Genomic DNA, 18,709 nt, shown 5'->3' with positions numbered 1-18,709 from the left:
CATGGCATTGTCGAAGGGCTCGAAGGGGTTCCTCCTCGCACTCGTCGTCGTCGGCGTGCTGCTCGCCGCTGGCGTGGCCGCCCTCGGGGCGCTCACGGGCGGCGGCTCCGGGGAGGGCGAGCCGGTGACGGTGGAGATCCCCGAGGGCATCGGCGCGTCGGCCGTCGGCGACATCCTCGCCGACGCGGGCGTCGTGCGCTCCGCGGTCGCGTTCAAGATCGCCGCCCGCTTCGACGAGCGGGCGGAGCGCATCCGCACGGGCACCTATCGGCTGCGGACCGGGATGGGAACCGACGCCGCGCTCGAGGAGCTCGCCGCGGGGGAGGGCCAGCGGCGGGCGGACAGCTTCCGCGTGACGATCCCCGAAGGCCGCACCGTCACCCAGACGCTCGAGCGCATCGCCGAGGCGGAGGGCTCGCCCTTCACCGTGTCGCAGCTCGAAGCGGCCCTGACGAGCGTGCCGCTACCCGACTGGGTCCCGAGCGGCCTTCCCGAGGGGCCGCGTGACTTCGCGCAGTACGAGGGGCTGCTGTTCCCCGACACCTACGAGTTTCGTACCGACGCCACCGCCGAGGACGTCCTCGACCGCCTCGTGGAGCGCACGGAGGACATCCTCGAGTCGGTCGACGTGCCCGAGGGCTTCACGCGCTACGAGGTGCTCATCCTCGCGTCGCTCATCGAGCGGGAGGCGCGGCTCCCCGACGAGCAGCGGCTCGTCAGCGCGGTGCTGCACAACCGGCTCGAGCGGCCCATGCGGCTCCAGATTGACGCGACGGTCATCTACGCCCACGGCGAGCACCTCGACCGGGTGCTCAACCGGCATCTCGAGATCGACTCCCCCTGGAACACCTACCGCTACGACGGCCTGCCCCCCACCCCCATATCGGGCTCGGGGGAGTCCGCCATCCGCGCCGCGGCGGACCCCGCTGACGAGGACTACCTGTACTACGTCGTCGTCGACCCCGAGACCGGAGAGCACGGCTTCTCCCGAACCCTCGAGGAGCACAACGCGAAGGTGCGCGAGGCGCGCCAGCGGCGCGCCGAATAGGGCACCGCGGGGACGGCGCCTGACCCCCCCTTCCCGCGTCAGCGTCGCGACATCGCGGCGCGGGTCCGGGGACCGACGACGCCGTCGTCGGCGATGCCGGCGGCGCGCTGGAACGCCCGGGTGGCCCGGTCGGTCTGCGGGCCGAAGACCGCGTCGACGCCGATGGGTCGCTCCCGGACGCCGTTCAGCTGCTGCTGCCAGGCGCGCACGGCGGGGCCCCGGTCGCCGCGACGCAGCACCCCCGCGGAGGGCGCGCGGGCGGCGAGTGCCGCACGGGTCTGGGGCCCCACGACGCCGTCGACGGCGATGCCGGCGGCCTCCTGGAGCTCACGGGTCGCCCGGTGCGTCTGCGGACCGAAGGCCCCGTCGACCGTGAGGGCGGTCACGCGCACGGTGTTGAGCTCCGCCTGCCACGCCGCCACCGCGCGGCCGCGGTCGCCGAGCCGCAGCACGCCCGCGCGAGCGCCGCCGCGCGACGTCGACCCTGCGCCCGGGTAGTCGCCCCGTCGCCGCGCCTCGGCCAGCGAGGGATAGGGATTGAGCCGGTTCGTGCCGTGCGGGTCGACGACCCGGTCGTCGTGGATCTCCAGGTGCAGGTGCGGTCGGCCTCCGGCGGCGTTGCCCGAGTCTCCGACGTAGCCGATCACCTGGCCGCGAGCCACCCGGACACCTTCGGCGACACCCCGCGCGTACGCCTGCGCCGCGGTGCCGGTGTGGGGACCGAGGTGGTAGTAGGCGTACACGCGCCCCGCGTCGTCGCGGATGTGCAGGGCGTAGCCCGCCGTGGGGTGCCGGCCGGGCATCCAGCTGACCTTGCCCGCGGCCACCGCGTGCACCGGTGTGCCCATCGGCGCGAAGACGTCGGTGGCCCGGTGCGCCCGAGCGCCGCCCGACCGGCGGGCCCCGTAGTCGTCGGCGACCTCGGCAGGCCCGATGATCGGGAAGGTGATGTCGAGCACGGGCTCGTGGCCGGACCCGCCGAGTGTTGCCGCTCCCGCGCCGGCCGCGAGGGCTGCAGACAACACTAGGATCATGTAGATGACTCTTGTTGACATCGACCACAGCCTAGGACACACGGGCGTGCGGGTAAACGGCTTCCCGACGGGTGGTCTGTCGTGACGACGTCGCGCACGCGGCTCGTGTGCCTGCTCGGACACCCGGTCGCGCACAGCATCTCGCCCGAGATCCACACCGCGGCATTCTCCGCGGCGGGCGTCGACGCCGCGTACCTCGCCTGCGACGTCGCCGCGGAGCGGCTGGCGGAGGCGGTGCGGGGGCTGCGCGCGCTCGCGTTCCTCGGCGCGAACGTCACCGTGCCGCACAAGCGTGCGGTCCTCGGCCTCGTGGACGCCGGCACCCCCGAGGCGGAGGCCGTCGGTGCGGCGAACACGCTGTTCTGGGAGGGCGACCGGCTGCTCGCCGACAACACCGACGCAGCCGGACTCCAGAGCGTGCTCGAGCAGGAGCTGCGCCTCGACGCGGGCGCGACAGCGGTGATCCTCGGAGCCGGTGGAGCCGCGCGGGCGGCAGCGGTGGCGCTCGGGCGCCTCGGCGCGCGCGTGGAGGTCGTCGCCCGCCGGGAGGACGCCGCGCGCGAGGTGGCCGCACTCGCCCGGCGGCTCGGCGCGGACACCGGTCCCGTCACGGACCCGCACGTGGTCGTGAACGCCACCCCCCTCGGACTGCAGGGCGAGGCGCTGCCCGAGCGGTTCATGCGCCTCGGGCCCGGCCAGGTCGCGCTCGACCTCGTCTACGGGCCCACCGACACGCCGTTCCTCGCGGCGGCCCGGGCCACGGGGGCCGAGGCGCACGACGGGACCGGCATGCTCGTCGCACAGGCCGCGCGCGCATTCGAGCGGTGGACCGGCGGCGCGGCCCCCCTCGAGGCCATGCGGGCGGCGGCCCTCGCCGCCCTCGGGCGATGACCTCCTGAGCCGCCGACGAGGCGGCAGCAGGCGGGGTCAAGGCCGGGCGGGCACCTGCCGATGCTCTCGGGGACTCCCCCCGAGCACCCCGAGGATCCCATGAGCGACACGAAGGCCGAGCGGCTCGCCGCGGCGCTGAACGACTTCCTCCAGACGTCACCCGACGTCGAGGCCGCCGCGGTGGTGAGCTTCGACGGCCTCGCGATGGTCTCCGCGCTGCCGGAGGGCATGGAGGAGGACCGGGTGGGCGCGATGTCGGCGGCGCTGCTCTCCCTCGGCGAGCAGGCGGCTGTCGGGCTCGGGCGAGGCGAGATGCGCCAGCTGTTCGTGGAGGGGGAGTTCGGGTTCGTCTTCCTCATGTCCGCCCGTGACCAGGCGGTCCTGGCAGCGGTGACCGGCCGGTCCGCCAAGATCGGCTTCATGATCTACGAGATGCGCCGGTCGGCGGAGGTCATCGGCACGATCCTCGCCCAGCCGGTCGAGCAGGCCGCCCAACGGCGCAGCCCCGGTCGACGCCGGGTTCGCGCCCTGGGTCGAGTAGGAAGCGGGCGCGACATGCTCGAAGGCCGGTTGAACGAGTTCCGCCTCCCCGACGTCTTCCGTCTGCTCGCCCTCACCGGCAAGACCGGCGTCCTCCGCGTCGCCGTCAGCCACGGCGAGGGACAGGTGCACTTCGACGAGGGCGCGGTGTGCTTCGCGGTGTCCGACGTCGGGCGGCTGCAGCTCGGCGCGCGCCTGCTCGACCGCGGCGTCATCAACCCGGCGGGCCTCGACCGTGTGCTCGCCGCGCAGCGCAGCGGCGACCTCGCGTCGCTCGCGGGAGAGCTGACAGGTGACCGCGCCGGCGCCGAGGAGACCCTCCGGGAGGTCGTGCGCGAGCAGATCGCCGACGCGGTCTTCACGCTCATGCGCGTCGAGGACGGCGGTTTCGCCTTCGACTCGGCGCCGGCCACCGCTCCGGGTCTCGTGACCGTGGTGGTCGACGAGCTCATCGCCGAGAGCACCCGGCGCCTCGACGAGTGGGAGCGTATCGCCCGACTCCTGCCCCCGCCGGGTTCCGTCGTCGCACTCACCACCGACCTGCGCGCCGGGACGGTCGCCCTCGACGCCGCGCAGTGGCGCCTCGTCGCGATGGTGGAGGGCGGCCGCTCCGCCGCGGACCTCGCGGAGCTGACCGGGCAGGGAGAGTTCAGGACCGCCCAGATCGTCGCGGGCCTGGTCGACGCCGGCCTGCTGACGGTCCGCTCCGGCACGGAGTCGTGGTCCCCGGCCCGCGCCCGTCACGAGGCGCTGCGGCGCCTCGACGAGGGCGAGGCGCGCACCCCCACGCCGGAGCCCTCCGGCATCGTCCACCCGTCGCCCGCCGATGTCGGGGCTGCCGAGCCGGCGGCCATGCCGGCGGAGCGGCTCATCGAGCCGGTCGGCCTGCTCGATGACGAGGCGACCCGGCTGCCGGTGCCGGTCCCCGTGGAGCTGGCGACGCGGGACCCGGTGGGTCCCCCGGACCGCCACGAGGCTCCTGACCCTGACCCGCTGGCCTTCTTCATGGCGCAGGACCCGACCGAGGAGCCGTTGAGCCCCGCCGAGCCGGTGGGCCTGCCCGGGGAGGAGACGCTCGAGCCGGTGCCCTCCCCGGCGGACGAGGCGACCCCGGAGGGCTTCACCGGCGAGCCGCCCACCGGGCCGGCGGCTGGTGAGGAGCCCGCCGGGGCCGTCGGCGGACCGGCGGGGCCCGCCGCCCCGTTCCCGGGCGACGACCCCGCCCGCGAGCGCCTCACGACGCTGCGCCAGCGGCTGCAGCACGCCGGGTTCGCGGCGGAGCCCCCGGTCGTCACGGCGGCCTCCGCAGCGCAGCGCTCCGAGGCGGCCCCAGTGGCGGTGCCCGAACCGCGACCCCTCGCCGCAGCCCGCGACGTCGACCGGGCGTCCATGGCGCGCGAGCTGGCCGCCCTTGGCCTCGACGACCCCGTCGAGGCGCCTCCCGCCCCCCGCGCTCCTGACGGCGCCGCGGCCGCGCGCCGCCTCACCAGGGACCAGGATGTGAGCAAGGGGCTGCTGCTCCGGCTCATCGACGGCGTCAAGGGGGTGTGATGCGCCCCCAGGCGACCGAGCGCAAGGGCCGTGACGCGAGCCGATCGGTCAAGATCGTCGTCACCGGACCCTTCGCGGCCGGCAAGACCTCGCTCATCCGCACGATCAGCGAGGTCGCGGTCCTGTCAACGGAGCGGGACGTCACCGACGCCGACAGGGTGCGCAAGCGTCAGACGACCGTCGCCATGGACTTCGGGCGCATCACCATCGACCCGGAGCTCGTGCTCTACCTGTTCGGCACGCCCGGGCAGAAGCGCTTCGACTTCATGTGGCAGATCCTCGCCGAGGGGATGCTCGGGTTCGTGGTCCTCGTCGACGCCCAGCGCGACGACAGCATCGCCGAGGCCGCAGACATCCTCGCGTTCTTCCGCGACATCGCGCAGGTGCCCTACGTCGTCGGCCTCAACAAGTGCGCGGCCCTGACCCCGGCCGACGTCGAGACGGTCCGGCGCCGCATCGGGGCACCACCGTCCGTCCGCGTCGTCATGTGCGACGCGCGCGACCGGGAGTCGGTGAAGGGCCTGCTCGTCGAGCTCCTCCTGGCGGTGCTCGACGAGGTGGAGGCGACGGCTGCGGTGTGACGTCGCTCAACCGGGAGGCGGGAACGGCCGATAGCCAGAGGGACACGACCGACCCTGACCCGGAGCGCCCGTCCATGAAGACCACCCTCCGTCGTCGCCTCGCCGGCGACGACGGCATCTCCCTGGTGGAGATGCTCGTGGCGTTCGCCATCCTCGGCGTCGTCATGAGCGCCTCAGCGGGCTTCTTCACCACCGCCCTGGGGGCGCTACAGCAGGCGGAGGGGCGGACGAAAGCGACCGCCCTGGCCAACGAGGAGCTCGAGAACCTGCGCGTGCTGCCCTGGGACCGCGTCGGCTTCTACGGCGACGACAACTTCGGTCAAGCCATGCCCGCCGGCACCGTCGTCCTCGAAGCCCGACGCCCGGCAGCGACGCGCGCGCCGCTGCCGGTCGAGACGATCGCCCCGCGCGGCGGGGTGGTCTTCACCGTCCGCCGTTCCATCACCTGGATCGACAACACGCAGACGAGCCAGGTCGGCGACTACAAGCGCCTCGTCGTCGCGGTCGACTGGTCCGACCGGGGGGTGCCGCGAAGCATCACCGTCGAGTCGCTGCGCACCCCGAACCCCGACGAGCAGACGCCGAGCGACTTCGTCCTGAGCCTGCTCGAGGTGCGCCCCACCCTCGTCTACCTCAACGCCGACGGCACGCTCGACGCCGCCCGCAACGGCCAGCTCGACCTCGCCTCGCTCACGTCGGCCAAGGCCGACTTCGTGGTCGCGCGCTACGTCCAACGGGGCGCGAGCGCGAACACCGTCCAGTCGCTCGGCAGCACCGACCGCCTCAACTGGGCCGGTGCGGTCACCGGCGCGCACGGGCACACGTTCCCGAACGGCGACGTCCTGTTCACGTTCGTGGCGACCCGGGCGACGCCCTACGAGCAGGAGGTGCTCGGCACGACGCTCGTGCGCTTCCTGCAGCCTGTTGCGGTCACGAGCCTCGACGTCGCACCCACCTCCGTCTGCGTCGCCCCGAGCCAACCCACCCCACCGGTGCGGGTCGCCATGCACATCGACGGCCTCGTCGAGGAGGACGTCGTCACCGTGTCGTGGAGCGGTGGCACGACTAAGGCCCGCATGGTCGAGGCGACGCAGTCCGGATCGTCGCTCGAGGCGGAGATCCCGGGCGGCTCCTACGGCGGCTCGACCACGGTCACCGTCACCGGCGTGAGGGGATCGGACGGCGCGACCGCGACCGCGGCCTCCGCGGTATCGGTCACCGTCGACGAGGAGTGCGCCCTGTGAGCGGCGCGTCCCGGCTGCGCGGGGAAGAGGGCATCACGCTCGTCGAGCTGCTCGTCGTCACCCTGCTCATGGCGGTGATCGGCGGAATCGTGCTCACCGGCGTCGTGTCGGCGCATCGAGTCACCCGTCACACGGAGTCGCGGGTGCAGGCGCTGACCGCCATCCACCACACCATGATCGGCGTCGGCCGCCACGTCCGGGCCGCGGACTCGCGCGACGCGGTGAACACCGCCCTGATCGCGGCCTCCCCGGAGAGGCTCGAGACGGACGTGCTGCGGGGGACCAGGCGCATCCGCTACACCTACACGCTGTCGGCCGGCCGGCTGATCGAGCGCCGCAGGGTGTGGGACGCCACCGCCTCCCTGACGAGCACACCGACGAGCGACAGGTCGCGCACGCTCATGGCCGGGCTCGTGAACGGCGCCTCCCAGCCGCTGTTCTCCTACCGCGCCTCCGACGGGTCGTGCGTCACCGGGTGCACGAACAGCACCGGCGCGTACGTGGGCGGCCCCGCCCCGGCCGCGGCCCTCGCCGAGATCGTCGAGGTCGGCCTGCGGGTGCGGCGCGACGTCGGCCAGGGTCCCCCCATCGAAGTCGTCACACGGGTGGTGCTGCGCAATGCCTGAACGACCTTCCCCGCTGCTCAGCGCGCCTCGTCGGGCTTTCGCCTCCGACCGCGGGTCGGTCCCCCTCGCGCTGCTCGTGACCATCATCATGGCGGGGCTGACCACGGTGGTGTTCGCCCGCACAAACGCCGATCAGCGTTCCACGCGCTTCGACAACGAGTTCACGACCGTCCTCCATGCAGCCGAAGCCGGCGTGGAGGAGGCGACCTTCCGGGTGAACAACCACCTCGTGACGGGAGCGACCGCCCAGGGCAGCGGCACGGCGAACGGCTACGACTACGCCTGGACCGCTGCCCGGCAACCCTCTGGGCAATGGGTCGTGACCTCGACCGGGACGGGCCCCAACGAGGCGGAACGGACGGTTGTCGCGCAGCTCACCGACCGGCCGATCTTCAACGCGTCGCTTGCCACGCACCTCGGGATCAACTTCACGGGCGGCAACAAGGCCGACTCGTACAACAGCCGCACGCAGACACGCTGCTCGCCGCCGTCGTCGATCAGCTGCTTCGGGATCATCGCCTCGAACGGCAACATCGAGGTCGGCTCGTCGAGCGCGACGTCGAACTACGCGGACCGTGTGCGGGTGCACGACTGGGCCAACCCGGAGAACAACGGCCCCGCCCGGTGCACCCAGGCGACCTCGCAGTTCTGCCGGACGCCCTTCCGCGAGAACGTCGACGAGCCGCTCGACATCCGTGGGTCGGTCCCACTCGTCGAGGATCTCCTCGCCGGGTGCGCGGGCTTCCCGACGTGGAAGGCGTCTGACCATGCCACCGGATCGGGCAGCAACCGACAGGCGGTGTTCGCGCCGACCAGCCCCGCCTCGCACCCCGAGATCGGCGCCTACCACTGCTTCGGGGAGCTCGTGTTCGACGTCAACACGCGGCTGCCCACCACGGTCACCGCGGACAACGGCCTCGTCGTCGTCGTGCGCGACCGCATCAAGGTCGAGGGGGCGGTGCGCGTGGCCTGCAACGCCTGCGCTGGCGGGTTCCCCGCCGCCCCGAACCGCCCGGCCGCCCGGCGCCTGCAGATCTTCACCCTCGCGAAGGACGAGACCGCGTCCGGCAGCAACGTGCTCGCCGCGGTGCAGATCCGCCAGCACGCGAAGATCGCCGCGGCGATCTACGCCCCCGACGCCTCGTGCGGCAACCAGCAGTCCAACGCGCAGGTGGAGATCTACGGGGCGCTCGCGTGCCGGGTGGTGCTCAACCAGGGCGGCTGGGAGTTCCACTACGACGAGGACCTGCTCGACGGCATCTCGACCGGCCAGTACTTCGTCACGCGATGGCAGGAGCAGTGATGCCAGCCTCGACGACCCAGCAGCAGCAGCTCGCCGAGGTGCTCCTCGCCGCGGGCCTTCTCTCCCCGGCCGACCTGCACCGGGCGCGCGCGGAGCAGCAGCGCGCCGGGAAGTCGCTCGGGCGGGTCCTCATCGAGCTCGGGATGTGCACGGAGGCCGGTCTCGTCGCGGCGCTCGCCCAGCAGCTCGGGCTCGAGTTCGTCGACCTCACCGACCGGCAGGTCGACACGCTCGCCGCGGCGAGCCTGCCGGCCCAGCTGTGCCGTCGCTACGGGGTGCTGCCGATCGCCTACGACCCCGACGGGCGCCTCGTCGTGGCGATGAGCGACCCGTCGAACGTGCTCGCCCTCGACGACATCCGCACGAGCACCGACCGTGACGTCCATCCGGTCGTGGCGACCCGCACCGACATCGCGGCCGCCATCGACCGCTACGCCCGGTCGGGCGATTCGGTCCTCGACGTGGTCGACCAGCTCGAGGGCGACGAGAGCGGTGACGACCTCGACGCGCTGAACGAGGTCGTCGACGACGCGCCCATCGTGAAGTTCGTGAACGCCCTCATCGCCCAGGCGGTCCAGGACCGCGCCTCCGACATCCACATCGAGCCGCAGGACCACGACCTGCGGGTGCGCTACCGGGTCGACGGCGTCCTGCACGAGGTCACCACGCAGAGCAAGAAGATCCACGCGGGCGTCGTCAGTCGCCTGAAGATCATGGCCGAGCTCGACATCGCCGAGCGGCGTATCCCCCAGGACGGGCGGATCAGCCTCAAGACCGGCGGCAAGAGCATCGACCTGCGTGTGTCGACCCTGCCGACGGTGGCGGGCGAGAAGGTCGTCATGCGCATCCTCGACAAGTCGTCGGTGCTCCTGCGGCTGTCCGACCTGGGCTTCCACGACGACAACTACGCGCGCTACGAGCGCAGCTTCACGAAGCCCTACGGCATGATCCTCGTCACGGGGCCGACGGGGTCGGGAAAGTCGACGACGCTGTACGCGACGCTGAACATCATCAGCCGGCCGGAGGTGAACTGCGTCACCGTCGAGGACCCTGTCGAGTACCGCCTGGCGGGCATCAGCCAGGTCCAGATCAACCCGAAGGGCGGGCTGACGTTCCCCTCGGCGCTGCGTTCCATCCTCCGCCAGGACCCCGACGTCGTGCTCGTCGGCGAGATGCGCGACCACGAGACCGCCCAGATCGGGATGGAGGCCGCGCTCACCGGCCACCTCGTCCTGTCGACGCTGCACACGAACGACGCCCCCTCCGCCGTGACGCGCCTCACCGAGATGCGGATCGACCCCTTCCTCGTCGCCTCAGCGGTCGACTGCGTGCTCGCTCAGCGCCTCGCGCGCCGCCTGTGCGGGAAGTGCAAGGAGCCCTACCAGCCGACCTGGGACGAGCTGCGCGCGGCGGGGCTTGCGGTCGACGACCGGGAGCTGCCGCTGCTCTACCGGTCCGTCGGGTGCGCGAGCTGCAGCGGCACCGGCTACCGGGGCCGTCTCGCGGTCCACGAGGTCATGCTCGTCAGCGAGGAGATCGAGCGGCTCATCGTCGCGCGCGCGTCTACGGAGGACGTCGCCAAGACCGCCCGTGCCCAGGGCATGCGCAGCCTGCGCGAGGACGGCCTCATGAAGGTGCTCCTGGGGCTCACGACCCTGGAGGAGATCGCGCGTGTGGTGGTGTGACGCTCAAGGCGGCGCGGCGGCGCGCCGACGGTTCCCCACATGAGCATAGGACTCGGTCAGCTCCTCCTCGCCCAGGGACTCGTCGACGAGCCGACCCTGCGCACCGCCAGCGCGCACGCCACCGGCGGCGACGGCGCGTCCCTCGTCCGCACCCTCGTGGCGATGGGGGCGGTGACCGAGGCCCAGGTCGTCGCGACCGTCGCGCGCCACCTCGGCATGGCCTTCGCCGACACCTCGCCCGGTGCGGTCGACCCGCGGGCCGCGGCGTTGCTGCCGCCGGAGGTGATCCGTGAGCTCGGCGCGCTCCCGGTCGCGTTCGGCCAGGACCACGACGTGATCGTCGCGATGGCCGACCCCAGCAACACCACGGCCCTCGACCAGGTGACGTCCCTGACCGGACTGCAGGCGGTGCCGGCGCTCGCCGTCCGCAGCGACCTCGCGGCGGCGATCGAGGCGCTCGACCACCACCCCCCGGCGCCGCCGGCGGCCCCCGAGCCGGCACCGGGCCTGCTCGCCTTCGAGCAGGAGCAGGCCGTCGACCTCGACGCGGTCCTCGCCGAGCTGTTGAAGAACGGCGGCTCGGACCTCCACCTCACCGCCGGGGTCCCGCCCATGATCCGGGTCAACGGCGAGCTGCAGCCGCTCGACGGCTACCCCGTCATGACCTCCGACGAGCTGCAGAAGATGCTCTACGGCATCCTCACGCAGAAGCAGCGGGAGAGGTTCGAGAACGAGCTCGAGCTCGACGTCTCCTACGCGGTGCCGAAGCTCGCCCGCTTCCGCGTGAACGTCTTCCAGCAGCGGGACGCGATCGGTTCGGTGATGCGCGTCATCCCGTTCGAGATCAAGTCCATCGAGGACCTCGGGATCCCCCCGCAGATCGTGAACTTCGCGCACCTGCCCCGGGGGTTCGTGCTCGTGACCGGTCCCACCGGGTCGGGCAAGTCCACGACGCTCGCCGCGCTCATCGACGTCATCAACCGGGAGCGGGCCGCCCACATCATGACGGTCGAGGACCCGATCGAGTTCCTCCACAGCCACAAGCGGTCGGTGGTGAACCAGCGTGAGCTCGGCACGGACACGTTGAGCTTCGCCCAGGCGCTCAAGCACGTGCTGCGCCAGGACCCCGACGTCATCCTCGTCGGCGAGATGCGCGACCTCGAGACCATCCAGGTGGCGCTCACCGCCGCGGAGACCGGTCACCTCGTGTTCGGCACGCTGCACACCCAGGACGCGCCGCAGACGGTCGACCGCGTCGTCGACGTGTTCCCTCCCGAGCAACAGGAGCAGATCCGCGTCATGCTCGGCGGGGCCCTGCAGGGCGTCGTCTGCCAGCAGCTGCTGAAGACCGCCGACGGGCACGGGCGGGTGGCGGCGTGCGAGGTCATGGTCGCCACCCCGGCGATCCGCAACCTCATCCGCGAGGGCAAGACCCACCAGATGTACTCGGCGATCCAGGCCGGCAAGGCCCACGGCATGGTGACCATGGACCAGTCCCTCGCCAACCTCGTCGCCGCGGGCAAGGTCAGCCATTCCGCAGCCCTCGAGAAGTGCAACAACGTCGCCGACTTCAACCGCCTGTGCGGCAAGGCGTAAGGGACCATCCATGGCGACCGCCACCGAGTTCCGCTACACCGTCCGCGACCGCTCCGGCAAGACGCACAGCGGCACGCTCGAGGGCCCCGACCCTCAGGTCGTCGCCGCGAAGCTGCGCGAGATGGGCTACGTGCCCGTGTCGGTCGCTGCGGTAAAGAGTGGGACTCTTGCCACCGAGATCAGGATCCCCGGATTCGGTCCCAAGGTCGGGTTGAAGGACCTCGCGGTCTTCTCCCGCCAGTTCGCCACGATGATCAGCTCCGGGCTCACGCTCATCCGGTCGCTCAACATCCTCGCCGAGCAGGCGGAGAACGCGAGGCTGAAGGAGGTCATCGGCGAGGTCCGCAACGACATCGAGACGGGCCGGTCGCTGTCCGAGGCGCTCGCCGACCACGAGGAGTTCCCGAAGCTCTACGTCGCGATGGTGCGGGCCGGCGAGACGGCCGGGATGCTCGACCAGGTGCTCCTGCGCATCGCCGACACGCTCGAGAAGGACCTCAACCTGCGCCGCAAGGTCAAGTCGGCGCTGACCTACCCCGTCGTGGTCCTCATCATGGCGGTCGTGCTCGTCGGCATCATGCTCACGTTCATCGTGCCGACGTTCGTGGCGATGTTCGACAGCCTCGGCGGGACGCTGCCGCTGCCGACGCGCGTGCTCATGCTCGCCTCGCGCATCCTGCGCAGCTACTGGTACCTCATCATCTTCACGCCGGCGCTCGCGTGGAAGGGCTTCGTGCAGGCCCGCAAGCACCCGGAGGTCCGCCACCAGCTCGACCGCGCGAAGCTGAAGCTCCCCGTCTTCGGAACGCTCTTCCACAAGCTCGCCCTCGCCCGCTTCGCGCGCAACTTCGGAACCTTGCTGCGGGCCGGCGTCCCGATCCTCACGGCTCTGGAGATCACCGCGGACACCGTCAACAACGGCGTCATCGGCGACGCGGCCAACGACGTGAAGATGTCGGTGAAGGAGGGCCAGAGCGTGGCGGGGCCCCTCGCGCGGCACGCCGTGTTCCCCCCCATGGTGGTGCAGATGATCTCCGTCGGCGAGGACACCGGCGCTATGGACGTCATGCTCGGAAAGATCGCCGACTTCTACGACTCCGAGGTCGAGGCGATGACCGAGTCGCTCACCGCCATGCTCGAGCCGCTCATGATCGGCGTCCTCGGCGGCCTCGTCGGCGGCATGGTCATCTCCCTGTACATGCCGATGTTCAAGATCTTCGACCTCATCCAGTAGCTCACCGCCCGGCGCCGCCCTCGAGGTCTTCCATGGAACCGCTCAGCCAGATCCCGTGAGCCTCGACATCCACCGCCACGGGATCGCGGCGGGCCCGCCGGTCACGCCATTCCTCTGGCTTCCAGACCACCGCCTCCACGCCGCCCGGCGCGGGCGAGCCGACGACAAGCTGGCGCTCGGCGGGATCCTCGGGGAGGCGCTCGGCGACGACGAGCACGTCGATGTCGCTGCGGTCGTTGAAGTCGCCCCTCGCCACGGAGCCGAACACCGCGGCGCCGCGGACGACGAGAGTCTCGTCGAGCGCGACGACGAAACGGGCGGCGCGTGCGACCAGCGCCTGCTGCTCGGCCCGCCGGCGGGCGATGACCTCAGCCGGCGTGGGTGTCATCGCCATCCTCCTGCGCCGCCACACGCAGCCGATCGAGATGTTTGGCCGCCGCGTCGATGATCTCGCCAGCCGCAGAGAGAAAACGTTCTGCGGCCTCAGTCCCGTAGTGGTCGCCGGGCGTACCGGACGCCAGGGCGTCAGGGTAACGAGTGGGCTGGTAGTGGGCGGAGAGCTCCCCGAGGCGATCCGCCAACCGTTCGTCGACCACGAACCCCGAGCGCCGCGCCGCGGCGGACAGCAGCTCGGGCAGGGAATGGCCGCGGGCACTATCCACGCTGCCCGTCGCGCGCAGCATGGCTTTCAGCGCGCACTGGGCCGCCTGCTCCGCGGCGAGGACCGCGTGCGCATGGAAGCCCCCGGCTCGCGCGTGCCGGCCCGCACGGAGGTGCTCACGCGCGGCCGCCAGCCAGCGCCTGCCCTCCGCCTCGTCGAGGAGCGCCATGACGCCATCGTAGTGGTCCACGCCGGCGCGCAATCCCCGGCATTCACCGATGATTTCTTCCGTGCGGCTCAAGGGCGGGGCGGGGAGTGACGACGCACTGAGGGTAAGCAAGGGAACCAGACGCAGAAAAGGCAAACCCGCCGTAAGGCGGGGACGCAAAGCCACGGGACCGTCCTCATTGATCGGTCCGCCGGGCTGCCTCGCGAAGCGCTGCGGCTGGAGTGTCTTGCACCGTCAAGCGCACCGGAGGTGCAGTGTGATCAGTTGGATCCAGAAGCGCATGGAGGACGGGGAAGAGGGCTTCACCCTCATCGAGCTCCTCGTCGTCGTCATCATCATCGGCATCCTCGCAGCAATCGCCATCCCGACCTTCCTGAACCAGCGCCAGCGTGGCTGGGAGGCCGACGCCCAGAGCAACGCCCGCAACGCTGCCATCGCGATCGAGTCCTGCGCCGTCGGCCAGGGCGGCAACTACAACAGCCCGCTTGACTGCGGCGCCGAGGCACAGCTGACGGCTGAGGGCTTCCGGGCCTCCGCGCTCGTTACCCTGACCGCCACGACGACCGCAGACACCTACACGATCACGGCCAACCACCAGTCTGGTGGAGACACCTTCGTGCTCGACTCGGCCGACGGGTCGGTCACGCGCGTGACGACACCCTAGTCAGCCGAGCACCGCGTACAGCACACGTACGCCGTCGCGCGACAAGGGGAGGAGCCCACTGGGCTCCTCCCCTTCGTCGTGCGTCGTGGGCGTTGTGCTTGACGGGTAGTGAGCCTAGTGTTCAGGATGTGCCGGTGCGCACGAGCCTGGCAAAGGGGCGTCCACCACACACGAGAGCGGCGGAGGGGCGGGCCGTCGCCGGGGAAGGGCCGGCCCTCCGGCGCATGCGAGAGGAACCAAGGGATGCCGAATGGCGCGATGGCCGGAGACCGTCTGTGGACGGTCGCCGAGGTGGCCGACCACATGCGGGTGTCGAACATGACGGTGTACCGGCTCATCAAGGCGGGTGAGCTCCCCGCCATCCGCGTCGGCAAGAACTACCGCATCCGGGGCAAGGACCTCGACGCCTATCTCGACGCCGCCGCCACGGTGCGCCCCGACGAGGCGCAGCCCGGCTGACCGCGGCCACACCCGTTCGCTTGGGCGGCAGGGCACCGCAGCGCTAAAGGAAGTGCTGGCGGGCGACGATGACTGGACCATGCCCTCCACCATCGGTCTCGACATCGGTTCGTCCGCCGTGCGGGCGGTGCAGGTCAGCGCCGGCGGCCGCGGCCCCGCGGCCCTCGAGCGCATCGGTCAGGCGCCGCTGCCGCCGGGAGCGGTCTGCGACGGTGAGGTCGTCGACGGCCAGGCCGTCACCGACGCGGTGCGCAGCCTCTGGTCCGCCCACGGCTTCAAGGGGCGCAAGGTCGCGCTCGGCCTCGCCAACCAGCAGGTCGTCGTGCGCCAGGTCGACCTTCCCTACCTGCCGGAGCCGGAGCTGCGCAGCTCGCTGCCGTTCCAGGCGCAGGAGTTCATCCCGATCCCCGTCGAGCAGGCGATCCTCGACTTCCACGTCCTCGACAACTACGAGACCGAGGACGGTGCCCGCTTCAGCCGGATCCTGCTCGTCGCCGCGCAGCGGACCATGGTGGAGGCGATGACCGAGTGCGTGCGGGCCGCGAACCTCACGCCCGTGCAGGTCGACCTCGACGCGTTCGCGATGCTGCGCAGCCTCGCACCCGAGCGGCTGCTCGGCGCCGGTGAGGGCGAGATGCTGCTCGACGTCGGAAGCGCCGTCACGAACATCGTCGTGCACGACAACGGCATCCCGAAGTTCGTGCGCATCCTGCTCATGGGCGGCAACGCCATCACCGACGCGCTCACCACCGCCCTCGGCATCAGCCACGAGGAGGCGGAGGCCACCAAGGCGGCCGCGGCGGGGCACGACGAGGCCGCTCGCCTCGTCGCCGAACGCGCGGACCGCTTCGTCGAGGAGATCCGCGGATCGCTCGACTTCTACTCGGCCCAGCCCGAGGCGATCCCGGTCCACCGGGTCGTGCTCTCAGGCGGCGGGGCCCAGCTGCCGAACCTCCAGGAACGCCTGTCCTTCGCGCTCGGCCTGCCGGTCGACCGCGGCCATCCCATGCAGGAGCTGAAAATTGGCAAGGTCGATCTCGACCCCGCGCAGCTCGTCGAAGCCGAGCCCTACCTCGCCGTCGCCATCGGCCTCGCCGTCGGCGCGGCGGAGGTCTAAGGCCGCCTCGACGAGCGTCAGCGTCAACCTGCTCCCGCGGGAGCTGGCTGAACGCATCCGGGCGCGCCGTGTCAGCCAGTACACGGTCGGCGCCGTCATGCTGTTCGTCGCCCTGCTCGGCGCCGGCTACGTCCTGCGCCTGCAGGACGTCGACCGCGCCGAGCAGGCGCGCGACGAGGCCCAGGCGGAGATCACGCGTCTCGAGACGGCGGTCGCCGAGCTCGACGACTACCGCAAGCTCGCCGAGCGGCTCGAGTACGGCAACGCGCTGCTCGCCTCGGCGATGGAGCGGGAGATCGCCTTCGCGCGGGTGCTCGGTGACCTGGCCGTCGCCTTCCCCGCGAACGCCTCGCTGACGAGCCTCACCTTCACCGCCGCGAAGGCCGAGGAGGAGGTAGCCGCGGCCGGGGAGATCCGCTTCGGGGAGTCGATCGGCCGGATGGAGTTCGCCGGCTACTCGGTCAACGGCTACGCCCCCGGCGTCGAGAGGGTGCTCGTGGACTTCGACCGCGTACCGGCGTTCTTCAACACGTTCCTCACCACGGCCGCCGAGGCGCAGGTCGCCGACAAGCCGGTCATGAACTTCAACGGGTCGGTGGCCCTCGACCGCGGCGCGTACACCAACCGCTACGCCGACGGCCTGCCCCTGGAGGAGACCCCGTGAGACACCGCGCCCCCCTGATCGGCGTGCTCGTGGCGCTCGCGCTCACCGCCGGCTACTGGTTCGCCCTGTACAAGCCTGCGCTCGCCGAGCAGCAGGCCTACGAGACGCAGACCGACGAGCTCCTGCAGCAGCAGAGCCAGCTGCGCACCGAGATCGCCCGGCTGGAGGACATCCGTGACGACGAGGAGCGCATCACGTCGGTGGTGCGTCGCATCGCCGACTACGTGCCCATCGGCATCGCGCAGCCCGACGTCACCCGCCAGTTCCAGGACATCGCCGACGCCGCCGGCGTCACGATCACCTCGGTGACCTTCGGTGAGCCGACGGTTGTGGTCGGGGCGCCCGAGACCGGCGACCCCGCCACGGCGCTCGCGAGCGTCGCGGTCAGCATGGTCGTCGAAGGCTCCTACTTCCCGACGGTGGACTTCTTCCGCCGGATGGAGCGGGACATGCCCCGGGCGGTCCTGACCGAGAGCGTCAACCTGCAGGAGGGACAGCGCAGCTTCCCGAGCCTCGCCACGACGTGGGGTGGCTCCCTGTTCGCGATCGTGCCCGCCGCGTCGACCGTTGCACCCGACGACCCGAGCGCCGCGCCCGGTGGCGCCGCCGAGGACGCGCCGGGGTCCGAGGAGGACAACCCGTCATGAGCGCCGCACCCGAAAGCAGCCCGGTCAACCGCAAGCTGCTCGCCGTGCTCGGCGTCATCGTCGTTGCGGCGGGGGCCTTCCAGTTCGTCGTCAAGCCGCTCCTGCTGTCCGACGCGGACGGGGGTCAGGCGGTCGAGCTGCCCGTGCGCGCCCCGGCCGACCCCGCGCCGGTCGCGGAGGGCGAGGACCCCGACGACGAGCGCCAGCCCGAGGACGCGGCGCTGACCGGGGTCCGCGATCCCTTCGAACAGCTCGTGACCGCCGCCGCGCCGGCGCCGGTCGCCGCCCCCGCCCCGGCGACGGCCCCCGCCGCGGACGCCACCAGCGGCGGCGGCGGCCCGCAGGACAGCGTGCGCCTCGTCGCGGTCACCCCCGACGACGCGGGCCTGCCCCACGCCCATCTCGCCGTCAACGGCACCCCGCACGTCGCTGCCGTGGGAGCGGCCTTCGCGGAGCGGTTCAGGGTGGTGGACATCCAGGAGCAGTGCGTGACCCTGGAGGCCGGCGACGAGCGCTTCGCGCTGTGCGCCGGCGAGGAGATCCGGCGGTAGCCGCGCCCCCGGCAGAGCCGGGAGCGGGGAGTAGGCTCTCGCCCCGATGACCCTCCGCTACCTCACGGCCGGCGAGTCCCACGGGCCTGCGCTCGTCGGCATCCTCGAAGGGCTGCCGGCCGGTGTGCCCGTCGACCGTGCGGGGATCGCCCGCCAGCTCGAGCGCCGCCGCCTCGGGCACGGCAGGTCACCGCGGATGAGCTTCGAGTCGGATCGTTTCGAGATCCTCGGCGGCGTGCGCCACGGCGCGACCATCGGCTCCCCGGTGGCCCTGGTGATCCACAACGCCGAGTGGTCGAAGTGGACCGAGGTGATGGGCGTGGACCCCCCGGGGGACCCGGAGGCGCTCGAGCTGGCGGGCGATCCCCGCACGGTCGACGGGCACACCGGCCGGCAGCCCTTCGAGGATGCCGACGAGCGCAGGCCCGTGGGACTCGCCGGCCG

General features: G+C 72.0%; 20 protein-coding genes and 1 riboswitch. Of the genes, 17 read left to right on the top strand and 3 right to left on the bottom strand.

The annotated features are described in order from the left end of the window. Position 1: 1 nt before the first annotated feature. Positions 2 to 1,048 carry an endolytic transglycosylase MltG gene (gene mltG / locus VM324_03895; protein ID HVL98414.1) on the top strand — a complete coding sequence of 349 codons (1,047 nt, stop codon included), beginning with the start codon at positions 2 to 4 and terminating at the stop codon, positions 1,046 to 1,048. A gap of 38 nt (positions 1,049 to 1,086) precedes the next feature. Here mltG and VM324_03890 read toward each other — a convergent pair whose 3' ends face one another. Then, positions 1,087 to 2,103: a peptidoglycan-binding protein gene (locus tag VM324_03890; GenBank protein HVL98413.1), complete on the bottom strand. Its 1,017-nt coding sequence runs from the start codon at positions 2,101 to 2,103 to the stop codon at positions 1,087 to 1,089. A gap of 60 nt (positions 2,104 to 2,163) precedes the next feature. Here VM324_03890 and aroE point away from each other — a divergent pair, with 60 nt between their 5' ends. The 9 genes from aroE (at position 2,164) to VM324_03845 (ending at position 13,333) form a co-directional block, all read left to right on the top strand. After that, positions 2,164 to 2,973 carry a shikimate dehydrogenase gene (gene aroE, locus VM324_03885; protein HVL98412.1) on the top strand — a complete coding sequence of 270 codons (810 nt, stop codon included), beginning with the start codon at positions 2,164 to 2,166 and terminating at the stop codon, positions 2,971 to 2,973. A 99-nt stretch (positions 2,974 to 3,072) separates the two neighbouring features. Continuing rightward, entirely contained in the window at positions 3,073 to 5,064 is a 1,992-nt protein-coding gene (locus tag VM324_03880) for a DUF4388 domain-containing protein (protein ID HVL98411.1), read from the top strand. Continuing rightward, positions 5,064 to 5,645 carry an ATP/GTP-binding protein gene (locus tag VM324_03875; GenBank protein HVL98410.1) on the top strand — a complete coding sequence of 194 codons (582 nt, stop codon included), beginning with the start codon at positions 5,064 to 5,066 and terminating at the stop codon, positions 5,643 to 5,645. The genes VM324_03880 and VM324_03875 overlap by 1 nt, the downstream gene beginning before the upstream one ends. Before the next feature lie 74 nt (positions 5,646 to 5,719). Further along, the gene (locus tag VM324_03870) at positions 5,720 to 6,889 is read left to right on the top strand and encodes a prepilin-type N-terminal cleavage/methylation domain-containing protein (GenBank protein HVL98409.1); all 1,170 of its coding nucleotides are present in this window, start codon (positions 5,720 to 5,722) and stop codon (positions 6,887 to 6,889) included. Beyond that, a complete protein-coding gene (locus VM324_03865; protein HVL98408.1) occupies positions 6,886 to 7,515 on the top strand; it encodes a hypothetical protein in 630 nt (209 codons plus the stop codon). Before VM324_03870 ends, VM324_03865 begins: the two co-directional genes overlap by 4 nt. Next, positions 7,508 to 8,818, top strand: coding sequence for a hypothetical protein (locus VM324_03860; GenBank protein HVL98407.1), 1,311 nt, complete (start codon positions 7,508 to 7,510; stop codon positions 8,816 to 8,818). The genes VM324_03865 and VM324_03860 overlap by 8 nt, the downstream gene beginning before the upstream one ends. Beyond that, a complete protein-coding gene (locus VM324_03855) occupies positions 8,818 to 10,503 on the top strand; it encodes an ATPase, T2SS/T4P/T4SS family (protein HVL98406.1) in 1,686 nt (561 codons plus the stop codon). The genes VM324_03860 and VM324_03855 overlap by 1 nt, the downstream gene beginning before the upstream one ends. A 39-nt stretch (positions 10,504 to 10,542) precedes the next feature. After that, on the top strand, positions 10,543 to 12,099 hold the full coding sequence (locus tag VM324_03850) for a PilT/PilU family type 4a pilus ATPase (GenBank protein HVL98405.1): 1,557 nt from the start codon (positions 10,543 to 10,545) through the stop codon (positions 12,097 to 12,099). Between the two features lie 10 nt (positions 12,100 to 12,109). Next, a complete protein-coding gene (locus tag VM324_03845) occupies positions 12,110 to 13,333 on the top strand; it encodes a type II secretion system F family protein (protein HVL98404.1) in 1,224 nt (407 codons plus the stop codon). 1 nt (position 13,334) lies between these two features. On the opposite strand, the gene VM324_03840 is transcribed toward VM324_03845, so the two are convergent. Then, positions 13,335 to 13,721, bottom strand: a complete 387-nt coding sequence (locus VM324_03840; GenBank protein HVL98403.1) for a nucleotidyltransferase domain-containing protein — start codon at positions 13,719 to 13,721, stop codon at positions 13,335 to 13,337. After that, complete coding sequence (locus tag VM324_03835; GenBank protein HVL98402.1) at positions 13,702 to 14,163, bottom strand: HEPN domain-containing protein; 462 nt, start codon at positions 14,161 to 14,163, stop codon at positions 13,702 to 13,704. Before VM324_03835 ends, VM324_03840 begins: the two co-directional genes overlap by 20 nt. A 120-nt stretch (positions 14,164 to 14,283) precedes the next feature. After that, positions 14,284 to 14,366: riboswitch (cyclic di-GMP riboswitch) on the top strand. 53 nt (positions 14,367 to 14,419) lie between these two features. Here VM324_03835 and VM324_03830 point away from each other — a divergent pair. The 7 genes from VM324_03830 to VM324_03800 all read left to right on the top strand — a co-directional run. Further along, positions 14,420 to 14,827 (top strand): prepilin-type N-terminal cleavage/methylation domain-containing protein, encoded by a 408-nt coding sequence (locus VM324_03830; GenBank protein HVL98401.1) that lies wholly within the window; start codon positions 14,420 to 14,422, stop codon positions 14,825 to 14,827. Positions 14,828 to 15,070: 243 nt separating this feature from the next. Then, positions 15,071 to 15,286, top strand: coding sequence for a helix-turn-helix domain-containing protein (locus tag VM324_03825; GenBank protein ID HVL98400.1), 216 nt, complete (start codon positions 15,071 to 15,073; stop codon positions 15,284 to 15,286). A 79-nt stretch (positions 15,287 to 15,365) separates the two neighbouring features. Beyond that, complete coding sequence (pilM, locus tag VM324_03820) at positions 15,366 to 16,403, top strand: type IV pilus assembly protein PilM (GenBank protein HVL98399.1); 1,038 nt, start codon at positions 15,366 to 15,368, stop codon at positions 16,401 to 16,403. Positions 16,404 to 16,500: 97 nt separating this feature from the next. After that, a complete protein-coding gene (locus tag VM324_03815; protein ID HVL98398.1) occupies positions 16,501 to 17,067 on the top strand; it encodes a hypothetical protein in 567 nt (188 codons plus the stop codon). After that, entirely contained in the window at positions 17,064 to 17,714 is a 651-nt protein-coding gene (locus VM324_03810; protein HVL98397.1) for a hypothetical protein, read from the top strand. Before VM324_03815 ends, VM324_03810 begins: the two co-directional genes overlap by 4 nt. Further along, the gene (locus VM324_03805; protein HVL98396.1) at positions 17,711 to 18,265 is read left to right on the top strand and encodes a hypothetical protein; all 555 of its coding nucleotides are present in this window, start codon (positions 17,711 to 17,713) and stop codon (positions 18,263 to 18,265) included. The genes VM324_03810 and VM324_03805 overlap by 4 nt, the downstream gene beginning before the upstream one ends. A 46-nt stretch (positions 18,266 to 18,311) precedes the next feature. Beyond that, positions 18,312 to 18,709, top strand: a 398-nt coding sequence (locus tag VM324_03800; protein HVL98395.1) for a chorismate synthase, incomplete at its 3' end; no start/stop codon positions are given.

Source organism: Egibacteraceae bacterium, assembly GCA_035540635.1.
Classification (GTDB): Bacteria; Actinomycetota; Nitriliruptoria; order Euzebyales; family Egibacteraceae; genus DATLGH01.
Note: the sequence above shows the minus strand (reverse complement) of the source record. Positions and strands in the feature narration are given on the sequence as shown.

What these genes read in the sequence shown, in the direction of transcription:
- VM324_03875 (HVL98410.1), top strand. Translation starts at nt 5,064, where the DNA reads ATGCGCCCCCAGGCGACCGAGCGCAAGGGCCGTGACGCGAGCCGATCG.
- VM324_03890 (HVL98413.1), bottom strand. Translation starts at nt 2,103, where the DNA reads ATGTCAACAAGAGTCATCTACATGATCCTAGTGTTGTCTGCAGCCCTC.
- VM324_03870 (HVL98409.1), top strand. Translation starts at nt 5,720, where the DNA reads ATGAAGACCACCCTCCGTCGTCGCCTCGCCGGCGACGACGGCATCTCC.
- VM324_03860 (HVL98407.1), top strand. Translation starts at nt 7,508, where the DNA reads ATGCCTGAACGACCTTCCCCGCTGCTCAGCGCGCCTCGTCGGGCTTTC.
- VM324_03845 (HVL98404.1), top strand. Translation starts at nt 12,110, where the DNA reads ATGGCGACCGCCACCGAGTTCCGCTACACCGTCCGCGACCGCTCCGGC.
- VM324_03850 (HVL98405.1), top strand. Translation starts at nt 10,543, where the DNA reads ATGAGCATAGGACTCGGTCAGCTCCTCCTCGCCCAGGGACTCGTCGAC.
- VM324_03855 (HVL98406.1), top strand. Translation starts at nt 8,818, where the DNA reads ATGCCAGCCTCGACGACCCAGCAGCAGCAGCTCGCCGAGGTGCTCCTC.
- VM324_03880 (HVL98411.1), top strand. Translation starts at nt 3,073, where the DNA reads ATGAGCGACACGAAGGCCGAGCGGCTCGCCGCGGCGCTGAACGACTTC.
- VM324_03825 (HVL98400.1), top strand. Translation starts at nt 15,071, where the DNA reads ATGCCGAATGGCGCGATGGCCGGAGACCGTCTGTGGACGGTCGCCGAG.
- mltG (HVL98414.1), top strand. Translation starts at nt 2, where the DNA reads ATGGCATTGTCGAAGGGCTCGAAGGGGTTCCTCCTCGCACTCGTCGTC.
- VM324_03815 (HVL98398.1), top strand. Translation starts at nt 16,501, where the DNA reads ATGCTGTTCGTCGCCCTGCTCGGCGCCGGCTACGTCCTGCGCCTGCAG.
- VM324_03805 (HVL98396.1), top strand. Translation starts at nt 17,711, where the DNA reads ATGAGCGCCGCACCCGAAAGCAGCCCGGTCAACCGCAAGCTGCTCGCC.
- pilM (HVL98399.1), top strand. Translation starts at nt 15,366, where the DNA reads ATGCCCTCCACCATCGGTCTCGACATCGGTTCGTCCGCCGTGCGGGCG.
- VM324_03835 (HVL98402.1), bottom strand. Translation starts at nt 14,163, where the DNA reads ATGGCGCTCCTCGACGAGGCGGAGGGCAGGCGCTGGCTGGCGGCCGCG.
- VM324_03840 (HVL98403.1), bottom strand. Translation starts at nt 13,721, where the DNA reads ATGACACCCACGCCGGCTGAGGTCATCGCCCGCCGGCGGGCCGAGCAG.